General features: G+C 72.3%; 7 protein-coding genes. All 7 read left to right on the top strand.

Features of this window, described 5'->3' with window-relative positions; all coding sequences use genetic code 11:
* Window positions 1–9: 9 nt before the first annotated feature.
* The 7 genes from ACF07S_RS22715 to tmk all read left to right on the top strand — a co-directional run bounded on the left by ACF07S_RS22715 (window position 10) and on the right by tmk (window position 12,531).
* Window positions 10–432 (top strand): ATP-binding protein, encoded by a 423-nt coding sequence (locus ACF07S_RS22715; RefSeq protein ID WP_391962937.1) that lies wholly within the window; start codon window positions 10–12, stop codon window positions 430–432.
* Between the two features lie 319 nt (window positions 433–751).
* Window positions 752–3,157 carry a sodium-translocating pyrophosphatase gene (locus ACF07S_RS22710; protein WP_391974939.1) on the top strand — a complete coding sequence of 802 codons (2,406 nt, stop codon included), beginning with the start codon at window positions 752–754 and terminating at the stop codon, window positions 3,155–3,157.
* Between the two features lie 193 nt (window positions 3,158–3,350).
* Entirely contained in the window at window positions 3,351–3,941 is a 591-nt protein-coding gene (locus ACF07S_RS22705) for a small secreted protein (protein ID WP_391974938.1), read from the top strand.
* Window positions 3,942–3,988: 47 nt separating this feature from the next.
* Window positions 3,989–5,518, top strand: coding sequence for a methyltransferase (locus tag ACF07S_RS22700; RefSeq protein ID WP_391974937.1), 1,530 nt, complete (start codon window positions 3,989–3,991; stop codon window positions 5,516–5,518).
* A 316-nt stretch (window positions 5,519–5,834) separates the two neighbouring features.
* Entirely contained in the window at window positions 5,835–6,032 is a 198-nt protein-coding gene (locus tag ACF07S_RS22695; protein ID WP_391962941.1) for a hypothetical protein, read from the top strand.
* 244 nt (window positions 6,033–6,276) lie between these two features.
* A complete protein-coding gene (gene topA, locus ACF07S_RS22690; RefSeq protein ID WP_391974936.1) occupies window positions 6,277–9,147 on the top strand; it encodes a type I DNA topoisomerase in 2,871 nt (956 codons plus the stop codon).
* Between the two features lie 189 nt (window positions 9,148–9,336).
* Window positions 9,337–12,531 carry a dTMP kinase gene (gene tmk / locus ACF07S_RS22685; protein ID WP_391974935.1) on the top strand — a complete coding sequence of 1,065 codons (3,195 nt, stop codon included), beginning with the start codon at window positions 9,337–9,339 and terminating at the stop codon, window positions 12,529–12,531.
* The last annotated feature ends 17 nt before the right edge of the window (window positions 12,532–12,548 follow it).

Here is a 12,548-nt window from a genome sequence, read left to right as displayed (position 1 = left end):
GGGGGATGCATGGCCACCGTTGAACTCCGTTTCAGCGCGCTGCCCGAGCATGTCAGGACCGCTCGGCTCGTGGCCGCGGCGGTGGCGCGCAGGGCCGGGGTGGACGAGGCCGTCCTCGACGAGGTCAGGCTCGCCGTCGGTGAGGCGTGCACCCGGGCCGTGGGGCTGCACCGGAACGGCGGCATCTCGGCACCCGTGAAGGTGCTGCTGATCGAGGAGGAGAAGCAGTTCTCCATCGAGGTCGGCGACGAGGCGCCCCATGCGGCCCCCGGCGACGGGCCCGGCGACGCCGACGGGGAGACCGAGGAGGACGAGATGGGCCTCGCGGTCATCAGCGGCCTCGTGGACGACGTGGAGGTCAGCGCCGGGGAACACGGCGGATCCATCCTCATGAGGTGGCCCACCATGCCGCCGGCCACTCTCCTCGCCTGACCCGGTTCACCCGGACGGCGACTGTTTTTCCGAAGGGCCCCCTCGTGGGGCCCTTCGTCATGTGCGGGTGCCGGCGACCGCGCTTACAGTGGTCTCGTGCGGTTGATCGCGTGAATTGATTCACGATCGATCGTGCTGCGGAAATGTGATCACGTGAATGCTTCCATGGCATTACCGATATCCGTGGCGCCGATTTTCGGCGATCACCGAGAAGAGTGCGTGCGGGCCATTTACATTTCGTGCGCTCTCTTTAGATTTGGTTCCGGTACCTACGATCCCGTCCGCATCTTGAGCTCAGCCCAAGCGTCAAGGAGGACGAATGGCGGGACTTTTCCTCTCCTCTGAGCCGGTCCGGCCCACATCCCTCGCAGCCGCCGTGCTGACCGACGACAACCGCCTGCTCGTGGTGGTCATCGGCGTCGTCGCGCTGGCGGCGCTGGTGGTCGCGGGCGTCCTGGTGCGCCAGGTGCTCGCGGCCGGCGAGGGCACCGACGGTATGAAGAAGATCGCGGCAGCGGTCCAGGAGGGCGCGAACGCCTATCTGGCCCGGCAGCTGCGCACGCTCGGCGTATTCGCCGTGATCGTGTTCTTCCTGCTCATGCTGCTGCCCGCGGACGACTGGAACCAGCGGGCCGGGCGGTCGGTGTTCTTCTTGATCGGAGCGGCGTTCTCGGCGGCCACCGGCTATACCGGTATGTGGCTCGCCGTGCGCAGCAACGTGCGGGTCGCGGCGGCGGCACGCGAAGCCACTCCGGCCCCGGGAGAGCCGGAGAAGGATCTCACCGCGGTGTCGCACAAAGCGATGAAGATCGCTTTCCGCACGGGCGGTGTCGTCGGCATGTTCACCGTGGGTCTCGGCCTGCTGGGCGCCTCCTGCGTGGTGCTGGTCTACGCGGCGGACGCGCCGAAGGTGCTCGAGGGGTTCGGTCTGGGCGCCGCGCTGATCGCGATGTTCATGCGGGTCGGCGGCGGCATCTTCACCAAGGCCGCCGATGTCGGCGCCGACCTGGTCGGCAAGGTGGAGCAGGGCATCCCGGAAGACGATCCGCGCAATGCCGCGACCATCGCCGACAACGTGGGCGACAACGTCGGCGACTGCGCGGGCATGGCGGCCGACCTCTTCGAGTCGTACGCGGTGACGCTGGTGGCGGCGCTGATCCTCGGCTCGGCGGCGTTCGGCGACGTGGGGCTGGCGTTCCCGCTGCTGGTCCCCGCGATCGGGGTCCTCACCGCGATGATCGGCATCTTCGCGGTGGCCCCCAGGCGGGCCGACCGCAGCGGCATGAGCGCGATCAACCGGGGGTTCTTCGTCTCCGCGGCCATCTCGCTCCTCCTGGTCGCGATCGCCGTGTTCGTCTACCTGCCGTCGTCCTACGCGGGCCTCGACGGCGTCACCGACGCGGCGGTCCGGGGCAAGGACGGCGACCCGCGGATCCTGGCGCTCGTCGCGGTGGCCATCGGCATCGTGCTCGCCGCCCTGATCCAGCAGCTCACCGGCTACTTCACCGAGACCACCCGCCGTCCCGTGCGGGACATCGGCAAGACCTCGCTCACCGGCCCGGCCACCGTCGTCCTCGCCGGCATCTCCCTCGGTCTCGAATCCGCCGTCTACACCGCCCTGTTGATCGGCCTCGGCGTCTACGGGGCGTTCCTGCTCGGCGGTGCGTCGATCATGCTGGCGCTGTTCGCGGTGGCGCTGGCCGGCACCGGACTGCTCACCACGGTCGGTGTGATCGTCGCCATGGACACCTTCGGTCCGGTCTCCGACAACGCGCAGGGCATCGCCGAGATGTCCGGCGACGTCCAGGGGGCGGGCGCGCAGGTGCTCACCGACCTGGACGCGGTCGGCAACACCACCAAGGCCATCACCAAGGGCATCGCGATCGCCACGGCCGTCCTGGCGGCGGCGGCGCTGTTCGGCTCCTACCGGGACGCCATCACCACGGGGGCGCGGGACGTGGGCGAACAGCTCAGCGGCGAGGGCGCGCCGATGAGCCTGATGATGGACATCTCCCAGCCCAACAACCTCGTCGGCCTGATCGCGGGCGCGGCGGTCGTCTTCCTCTTCTCGGGGCTGGCGATCAACGCGGTGTCGCGGTCGGCGGGTTCGGTGGTCTTCGAGGTACGGCGGCAGTTCCGCGAGAAGCCCGGGATCATGGACTACAGCGAGAAACCGGAGTACGGCAAGGTCGTCGACATCTGCACCAGGGACGCCCTGCGGGAGCTCGCCACCCCCGGTCTGCTCGCCGTGCTGGCGCCCGTCCTCATCGGGTTCACCCTCGGAGTCGGCCCCCTGGGCGCCTTCCTCGCGGGTGCCATCGGCGCGGGCACCCTGATGGCGGTCTTCCTCGCCAACTCCGGTGGTGCCTGGGACAACGCGAAGAAACTCGTCGAGGACGGCCACCACGGCGGCAAGGGCAGCGAGGCCCATGCGGCCACCGTCATCGGCGACACCGTCGGCGACCCCTTCAAGGACACCGCGGGACCCGCGATCAACCCCCTGCTGAAGGTGATGAACCTGGTGGCGCTGCTCATCGCGCCCGCGGTCGTCAAGTTCTCCTACGGCGCGGACAGGAACGTGGGGATGCGGGTGCTCATCGCGGTCCTGGCGCTGGTCGTGATCGTCGGCGCGGTGTACGTGTCCAAGCGGCGCGGTATCGCCATGGGGGACGAGGGCAATCCCGAGCCGGAGCCCAAGTCGGCGGATCCGGCGGTGGTTTCCTAGGGCGGGACAGCGGACGGCGCATCACGGTGCGGGCGGGCGGGGCGTTCTGACGCGCCGCCCGCCCGCACCGTGGGCACGTGTCCACGGCCGTGAGTCTTCTCTCTCTTGGTGCAAATGGCTTCAAAAGTTCCTTAACGGACGTCCGGCGGATGGGTGTAGCCCATCCGGCGTGTATGTTCCGGGGCCGAGAGCCATGGAAGGGACCAAACCGGTGAACAAGAAGCTCGCGGCCGCACTGTCCGGCGGTGCGGTACTGGTACTGGCGCTGACGGGATGCGGCGGCGACGACACCAACGAAAAGCTGGACGCCTGGGCGAAGCAGGTCTGCGACGCGGTGCAACCGCAGGCGGCGAAGATCAGATCGGCCAACGCCGCGATCCAGAAGGAGACCTCGGACAACAGCACGCCGGAGGAGGTCCAGCAGGCCGACTCCAAGGCCTTCCAGGACATGTCCGACGCCTACAAGGCGATCGGCGCCGCCGTGACCAAGGCCGGGGCACCGGAAGTCGAGGATGGCCAGAAGAAGCAGACGGACGCGGTCAAGGAGCTCAACGGCATCTCCGCGTCGTACTCCTCGCTGAGGAAGCAGGTGGACGGCCTCGACACCGACGACCAGGGGAAGTTCGCCGACGGCCTCAAGGACATCGCCTCCGAGCTGGACAAGCTGAGCAAGAGCGGCAGCGACGCCCTCGGCGCGCTGGAGGAGGGCGAGGTCGGCGAGGCGATGTCCCGGCAGTCCAGCTGCCGGACGGCCACCGCGCCGGGCCAGGCCACCCGGGGCTGACGCCGGGACGGCGGAGCGGGACGCGCCGGGCGGGGACGGCGGCCACAATGGAGGGCGTGAGTGACGCCAGCCTGCCACCCCTGCCCTCGTCCGACCGTCCCGAAGCCGTCGCCCGGCTGCGGGCCGCCCTGCTCGACGCCTCCTTCACCGCCGACGGACTGCTCGAACTGCTCGGCGCCCCCGCGTACGCGGCACTGGCCCGCAGCGAGACCGTGCCCGCCCTCCGGGCGACCCGCGGCACCACACCGCTGGAGGTGCTCGTACGGCTGTTCCTGTTGCAGCAGCCGGTGCCGCACGCGCGTGTGGCGGAGGTCCTGCCCGTCGACGTCTGCCTGGAGGGCGGGTGGCTGACGCGCGCCGGCGCGGACGAACTCGCCGCGACCGTGGACGTACGGCCGTACGGCGGGCCGGCCGGCGAGGACTGGTTCATCGTGTCCGACCTGGGGTGCGCGGTGGGCGGCGCCGGGGGCATCGGCAGCCGTGACGAAGGCGTCGTGCTCGGCGTCGGCGGCGCGTCCACCACCCTGGCCGGCATCACCGTCCGCACGCCCGTGGCCCGTGCGCTCGACCTCGGCACCGGCTCCGGCATCCAGGCGCTGCACGCCGCCCGGCACGCCACGCGCGTGACGGCCACCGACGTCAACCCGCGCGCGCTGCACATCACCGCGCTCACCCTGGCCCTCTCCGGGGTCCCGGCCGCCGACCTGCGCGAAGGGTCGCTGTTCACGCCCGTCCGGGCCGACGAGACGTACGACCTGATCGTGTCCAACCCGCCGTTCGTGATCTCGCCGGGGGCGCGGCTCACCTACCGCGACGGCGGGATGGGCGGGGACGATCTGTGCCGGGTGCTCGTTCAGGAGGCGGGGGAACGGCTGAACGAGGGCGGGTTCGCGCAGTTCCTCGCCAACTGGCAGCACGTCGAAGGGGAGGACTGGCGGGACAGGCTCAGGTCGTGGGTGCCCCGCGGGTGCGACGCGTGGATCGTGCAGCGCGAGGTGCAGGACATCACCCAGTACGCGGAGCTGTGGCTGCGGGACGCGGGCGACCACCGCGGGGACCCGGCCGCGTACCGGGCGCGCTACGACGCGTGGCTGGACGAGTTCGAGGCGCGCGGAGTGCGGGCGGTCGGCTTCGGCTGGATCACCCTGCGCAAGTCGGGCTCCGCCGCGGAGTCGGTCACGGTGGAGGAGTGGCCGCACCCGGTCGAGCAGCCGCTCGGCGCCACGGTCCGGGCGCACTTCGAGCGGCTGGACTACCTGCGGGCGCACGACGACGCGGCGCTGCTGGAGGCGCACTTCAGGCTGGCCGCCGAGGTGGTGCAGGAACAGGTGGGGCTGCCCGGTGCCGAGGACCCCGAGCACGTCGTGCTGCGCCAGAACCGCGGGATGCGCCGGGCCACCAGGGTGGACACGATCGGCGCGGGCTTCGCGGGCGTGTGCGACGGCACCATGAGCGCGGGCCGGATCCTGGACGCCATCGCCCAGCTCCTGGGCGAGGACCCGGTGCTGCTGCGCGACCGCACGCCGGCCCAGATCCGGCTGCTGGTGGAGCAGGGGTTCCTGGAGCCGGCCGGCTGAGGCGGACCGGCCGGCCGGGGCGGACGGGCGGCTGACGCAGGCCGGGCGCCGGGGCGCACCGGGCGGCTCGGGCCGCGGTGTTCCCCTGCGGCCCGTCACTGTCGTGAGCCACACCTTCCCCACCGGTATCAGCCGCCGTCCGGCCTTTCCGCATCGATCCGGAATTTCCGCCGAAGAGTTTTCGGGCCGGTTTCCGGCCGCGCGCCGCGACCCGCGGTCCGCGCGTTCACCTCCGGTTCGCCCGTGCGCCGCCCGGGGGTGGCAGCGTCATCCCCGGACCGGTACCGGCGAACGGGAAAGAGGGGACCGCGGGACCATGGAAAGCGGACCGGCGATCTTCGCGGGGATGGTGTTCTGCCTGTTCGGAGCCGGGTTGCTGATGTGGACCGCGACCCGCGCGTGGCAGCGCCGGCCCGTCGCCCAGGGTGTGAGCCCCATCGCATCGGTCACCGCCGCCGGCCTCGCCGCGATGATCTCCCTGGCCCTCGGCGCATGGTGCTTCACCCGCCTGTGAGGAGCGCGGGAGCACAGCCGCCGCCGGTCGGCGACGGACCGCGCTCCGCGTCGGGACGGGCGGAGTACGGACACTCCGGGCGGCAGGAACGGCGGTAGTCGGGTTACCGTTCGAGTGGCCGTTGCGGGCTTTTCCCGTTTGACACGGGGGCGGGATGTACCGTCACACTCCGCAGCGTCACCATGACCCGACCCCGGCGAGAGCGCCTGGGGAACCCCAGCGTCGACCGGAGAGAAGAGCGAAGTTGTCCCCGACCAGCGAGACCGCGAAGGGCGGCCGCCGACTCGTCATCGTCGAGTCGCCCGCCAAGGCGAAGACGATCAAGGGTTATCTCGGCCCTGGCTACATCGTCGAGGCGAGCGTCGGGCACATTCGCGACCTTCCCAACGGCGCCGCCGAGGTGCCCGAGCAGTACACCGGCGAAGTCCGTCGCCTCGGTGTGGACGTCGACCACGACTTCCAGCCGATCTATGTGGTCAACGCGGACAAGCGGGCCCAGGTCAAGAAGCTCAAGGACCTGCTGAAGGAGTCCGACGAACTCTTCCTCGCCACCGATGAGGACCGCGAGGGCGAGGCCATCGCCTGGCACCTGCAGGAAGTGCTCAAGCCGAAGATCCCGGTCAAGCGGATGGTCTTCCACGAGATCACCAAGGACGCGATCCGCGCGGCCGTGGCCAACCCGCGCCAGCTCAACCAGAAGCTGGTCGACGCCCAGGAGACCCGCCGCATCCTCGACCGCCTCTACGGCTACGAGGTCTCGCCGGTCCTGTGGAAGAAGGTCATGCCCCGGCTGTCCGCCGGCCGTGTCCAGTCCGTCGCCACACGGCTCGTGGTGGAGCGGGAACGCGAGCGCATGGCGTTCCGTTCCGCCGAGTACTGGGACCTGACGGGCACCTTCTCCACTGCCCCCGGCCCCGCTCGCACGGGGGGAGCGGGGGACGCCTCCGACCCGGCGTCGCTCGTCGCCCGCCTGCAGAGCGTCGACGGCAGGCGCGTCGCGCAGGGCCGCGACTTCGACTCCCTGGGACAGCTCAGGAGCGCGAACACCCTCCACCTCGACGAGGCCGGCGCCCGCGCCCTCGCCGCCGCCCTGGAGAACACGCGGTTCTCCGTGCGGTCCGTCGAGTCCAAGCCGTACCGCCGCTCGCCGTACGCCCCGTTCCGTACGACGACGCTGCAGCAGGAGGCGAGCCGCAAGCTCGGCTACGGCGCGAAGGCCACCATGCAGATCGCGCAGAAGCTGTACGAGAACGGCTACATCACCTACATGCGCACGGACTCGACGACGCTGAGCGAGACGGCGATCACCGCCGCCCGCGCCCAGGTCACGCAGTTGTACGGCGCCGACTACCTCCCGCCGCAGCCGCGCACCTACGCGGGCAAGGTCAAGAACGCCCAGGAGGCGCACGAGGCGATCCGCCCCTCGGGCGACCGCTTCCGCACGCCCGCCGAGACCGGCCTGACCGGCGACCAGTTCAAGCTGTACGAGCTGATCTGGAAGCGGACCGTCGCCTCGCAGATGAAGGACGCCACCGGCAACTCCGTCACCGTGAGGATCGGCGGCGCGGCGTCCGACGGGCGGGACGCCGAGTTCACCGCGTCCGGCAAGACGATCACCTTCCACGGCTTCCTGAAGGCCTACGTCGAGGGCGCCGACGACCCGGACGCCGAGCTCGACGACCGCGAGCGCCGGCTGCCGCAGGTCGGCGAGGGCGACGCCCTCACCGCCGAGGAGATCACGGTCGACGGGCACGCCACCAAGCCCCCGGCCCGCTACACCGAGGCGTCGCTGGTCAAGGAGCTGGAGGAGCGGGAGATCGGCCGCCCGTCGACGTACGCGTCGATCATCGGCACGATCCTCGACCGCGGCTACGTGTTCAAGAAGGGCACGGCCCTGGTGCCGTCCTTCCTCTCCTTCGCCGTGGTGAACCTGCTGGAGAAGCACTTCGGCCGGCTCGTCGACTACGACTTCACGGCCCGGATGGAGGACGACCTCGACCGCATCGCGCGCGGCGAGGCGCGGGCCGTGCCGTGGCTGAAGCGCTTCTACTTCGGCCAGGGCGCCAGCAACGGTGACGCGGCCGACGCCGGCAACGGCGACGGGGACCACCTCGGCGGCCTCAAGGAGCTGGTGACCGACCTGGGCGCGATCGACGCGCGCGAGGTGTCGTCGTTCCCGGTGGGCAACGACATCGTGCTGCGGGTCGGGCGCTACGGCCCGTACATCGAGCGCGGCGAGAAGGACACCGAGCAGCACCAGCGCGCCGACATCCAGGACGACCTGGCGCCCGACGAGCTGACCGTCGAGCTCGCCGAGGAACTGCTCGCCAAGCCGAGCGGCGACTTCGAGCTGGGCACCGACCCGGCGACCGGCCACGCGATCGTCGCCAAGGACGGCCGCTACGGCCCGTACGTCACGGAGATCCTGCCCGAGGGCACCCCGAAGACCGGCAAGAACGCGGTCAAGCCGCGCACCGCCTCGCTCTTCAAGTCGATGTCCCTGGACACGGTCACCCTCGACGAGGCGCTGAAGCTGATGTCGCTGCCGCGGGTGGTCGGCACCGACGCCGAGGGCCAGGAGATCACCGCGCAGAACGGCCGCTACGGGCCGTATCTGAAGAAGGGCACGGACTCGCGGTCGCTGCAGTCCGAGGAGCAGCTCTTCACGATCACGCTGGAGGAGGCGCTGGCGATCTACGCCCAGCCCAAGCAGCGCGGTCGTGCCGCGGCCAAGCCGCCGCTGAAGGAGCTGGGCACCGACCCGGTCAGCGAGAAGCCGGTCGTGGTGAAGGACGGCCGCTTCGGCCCGTACGTCACCGACGGCGAGACCAACGCGACCCTGCGCTCCGGCGACAGCGTCGAGACGATCACGCCGGAGCGCGGGTTCGAGCTGCTCGCGGAGAAGCGGGCGAAGAGCCCCGCCAAGAAGACGGCGAAGAAGACCGCCAAGAAGACGGCGACGGCCAAGAAGGCGCCGGCGAAGAAGACGACGGCCGCCAAGAAGACCGCGGCCAAGAAGACCACGACCGCGAAGAAGGCGACGGCGGCGAAGAAGACCACCGCGACGAAGACCACCGCGACGAAGGTGACCGCTTCGAACGCGGCGGACGACTGAGCAGTCCCCTCGGAACGCCCCGGATGTCCGGGATGCCCTATGCGTCCCGGACATCCGGGGCGTTCCGTGCCTTCTGAACCTTTGCCGGGGGTTCGCCATGCGAACGCTCCGGCAACACTTCGGTGTCGAGGCGTGTGCATGCCAGGCGCGTCGTGCCGGGCCGTGCGCGCGGGCCGATAGGCTGAACGCATGACGCGAGCCGAGCAGCCAACGGCCCCTCGACCGGCCCCCGACGACGCCCTTGTCGCGGACTCACGAGAGCGTGCCGTCCGCGCCCTGCTGCGCCGACCTCAGCTGAGACGGCTGTGGAGCGCGCAGCTCGTGGGCGGGGTCGGTGACGTCCTCGCCCTCCTGGTGCTGGTCCTCCTCGCCCTGCAGGCGACGGTCGCCGAAGGGGCCTTCGGCGGGGGCTACCGGGGAGCGGCGTTCGCAGTGGCGACCGTCTTCGGGGTGCGCATCCTGGCGACGCTGCTGTTCGGCGCCGTACTCCTCGGCCCGCTCACCTCGCTCACCTCCCAGGACGGACCGCTGGACCGTCGCTGGACCATGGTCGGCGCGGACGGGCTGCGCACCGCGCTGCTCATCGTGGCGCCGCTGTGGATCGACTGGACGCCCGCGGACGCTCTGGCCGTTCTCCTGGTCACCGTCTTCGTGACCGGTGTCGCCGAGCGGTTCTGGACGGTGTGCCGCGAGAGCGCCGCGCCCGCGCTGCTGCCCGCCCCGCCCCCGGAGGGCGCGACCGTACGGCCGCTGCCCGACCACATGGACGCGCTGCGCCGGCTGTCGCTGCGCACGGGCTTCGTGGCGATACCGCTCGCGGCCGTCGTCCTCGTCGTCGCGTCCCTGTTCAACAACCTGCTGGGCACGGGCGTCGACTGGTTCGCCGAGCACCAGGCGGCCCTCGCGTCGTACGTCGCGGCCGGACTGTTCGCCGCGTCGCTGTCCGTCCTGACCTTCCTGGAACTGCCCGGTACCCGCACCCCCCGCGCGCGGTCGCCGCTGGAGGGGCTGCGCCGCCCGAAGAGCGCCGGCGGCTCCGACAGGGGCCGCACCGGCGCGATGCCGCTGCTGGTGATCGCCTCCGCGTCCGTCGCCGGCGCGGTGTCCGCCGCGGTCGCCGTCGCGGTGCTGCACGCCAGGGACCTGGGCGGCGGCCCTGTGCTCCACGGCCTGCTGGTGGCCACCCTGACCGGCGGCGTGGTCGTCGGCATCCGGACGGCCCCCGCCCTGCTGCCCGCCCTGTCGCGCCGCCGGCTGCTCGCGCTCGCCCTCGCCTTCACCGGTGTCGCGCTGCTGGCCGCGGGCCTCGTCCCGGACGTCACCAGCGTGCTGCTGATCACGGCGCTGGCCGGCGTCGGCGCGGGCGTGGCCGCCAACACCGGACACACCCTGCTCGACCAGGAGACCGAGGAGCAGCGCCGGGCCCGCACGACCGGGCACCTGCACGCGGTGGTCCGGGTCTTCGTGGCGCTCGGCGCGGTGATCGCCCCGGTCGTGGCCGCGGGCATCGGACCGCACCGGCTGGAGAACGGCCGGTTCGTCTTCGCGCACGGCGGCGCCGCCTTCACGCTGATGCTGGTCGGCGCGCTGCTGCTGCCGGTGGCCGCGCTGGTGCTGGCCAAGGTCGACGACCGCTCCGGGGTGCCGCTGCGGCAGGACCTGCGCGACGCGCTGCTCGGCGGCGACGACCCCGACCAGACACCCGCCGCCTCCGGCTTCTTCATCGCCCTGGAGGGCGGCGACGGCGCCGGGAAGTCCACCCAGGCCGAAGCCCTCGCCGAGTGGATCAGGGCCAAGGGCCACGAGGTCGTCCTCACCCGCGAGCCCGGGGCGACGCCGGTCGGCAAGCGGCTGCGGTCCATCCTGCTGGACGTCTCCAGCGCCGGTCTCTCGCACCGCGCGGAGGCGCTGCTGTACGCGGCGGACCGCGCGGAGCACATCGACACCGTCGTACGGCCCGCCCTCGAGCGCGGCGCGGTCGTCATCACCGACCGGTACATCGACTCCTCGGTGGCGTACCAGGGCGCGGGGCGCGATCTGTCGCCGACCGAGATCGCCCGCATCAACCGCTGGGCGACCAACGGCCTCGTCCCGCAGCTGACGGTGCTCCTCGACGTGGCGCCGGAGACCGCGCGGGAGCGCTTCACCGAGGCGCCGGACCGGCTGGAGTCGGAGCCCGCCGAGTTCCACGCGCGCGTGCGGGCCGGTTTCCTCACCCTGGCCGCGGCCGACCCCGGCCGCTACCTGGTGGTCGACGCCGGCCAGGAGCCGGAGGCGGTCACCGCGGTGATCCGGCACCGGCTCGACCACGTGCTGCCGCTGTCCGAGGCCGAGATCGAGGCCCGCGAGGAAGCGCGCCGCAAGGCCGAGGAGGAGGCCCGCCGCAAGGCGGAGGAGGAGGCGGCCCGCAAGGCCGAGGAGGAGCGCCTGGAGCGCGAGCGCCAGGAGCAGCTGGCGCGGCTGCGCGCCGAGGAGGAGGAGCGCAAGCAGCGCGAGCTGGAGGAGGCGCAGCGGCGCGAGGCCGAACGGCAGGCGGAGGAGGCCCGGCAGCGGGCCGAGGAAGCGCGCCGGCGCGCCGAGGCGGAGCGTCAGCGGCTGCTCGCCGAGGAGAAGGCGCGCGCCGAGGAGGAGGCCCGCCGCAGGGCCGAGGAGGAACGCCGCCGCAAGCAGGCCGAGGAGGAGGAGCGGCTGCGCGCCGAGGCCGAGGCACTGCGCCGGGAGAAGCAGCGCAAGGCCGAGGAGGCGCTGCTGCGCGCGGAGGAGGCCCGGCGGCTGGCCGAACGGGCGGCGGCCGCGGCGGCCGCGGCGGAGGCGGGACCGAAGGCCGACCGTTCCCCCGCGGACCCCCGGTCCTCCGGACCCGGGGCCGTCGACGACGCGTTGACCGTGCCGACGCCGGTGGTGACGCCGACCAACGCGTCCGGCGGACCGGTGGACGAGACGGCGGTGCTGCCCCGGGTGGCGCAGGAGGAGCCCGGGCGGCGGGCCGGTGCCTTCGGGACGGCCGATGCCGAGGTGACGACCGAGCTTCCGAAGCCGCAGGTCGCGCCGGGCGCCGCGGACGAGACGGCGGTGCTGCCTCCGGTGCGCGGGGACGAGCAGGGGCCCGCGGACCGGGTTCCGCCGGGCTACTTCCGGGACGAACGCCCGGCGGGCGGCCACGACGGTCACGAGGGCCACGACGGGCCGGAAGAGGCCCGGGACCGCACGCGCGAGCTGCCGCAGGTCGACGCCGAGGACACGTCCCGCCGGCGCCGGCAGCGCCCCGACTGGGCCGAGGAGACCCCGCTGGACGACCTGCCCACGCTGGCGGACGAGCTGCTGGGCCCGCGCGACGACGAGTACGGCGACGGTGACGACGGTGGCCGGGGCCGTCGGCGCTGAGCGGACCGGGGATCCGG

The sequence above is a fragment of the Streptomyces sp. NPDC016640 genome, from assembly GCF_043076215.1.
Taxonomy (GTDB): domain Bacteria; phylum Actinomycetota; class Actinomycetes; order Streptomycetales; family Streptomycetaceae; genus Streptomyces.
This window is presented reverse-complemented; position numbering and strand designations above follow the sequence as displayed.

Bases quoted from the DNA above. Each gene is read 5' to 3' on its own strand.
- ACF07S_RS22715 (WP_391962937.1), top strand. From the start codon at position 10: ATGGCCACCGTTGAACTCCGTTTCAGCGCGCTGCCCGAGCATGTCAGG.
- ACF07S_RS22710 (WP_391974939.1), top strand. From the start codon at position 752: ATGGCGGGACTTTTCCTCTCCTCTGAGCCGGTCCGGCCCACATCCCTC.
- ACF07S_RS22705 (WP_391974938.1), top strand. From the start codon at position 3,351: ATGGAAGGGACCAAACCGGTGAACAAGAAGCTCGCGGCCGCACTGTCC.
- ACF07S_RS22700 (WP_391974937.1), top strand. From the start codon at position 3,989: ATGGAGGGCGTGAGTGACGCCAGCCTGCCACCCCTGCCCTCGTCCGAC.
- ACF07S_RS22695 (WP_391962941.1), top strand. From the start codon at position 5,835: ATGGAAAGCGGACCGGCGATCTTCGCGGGGATGGTGTTCTGCCTGTTC.
- tmk (WP_391974935.1), top strand. From the start codon at position 9,337: ATGACGCGAGCCGAGCAGCCAACGGCCCCTCGACCGGCCCCCGACGAC.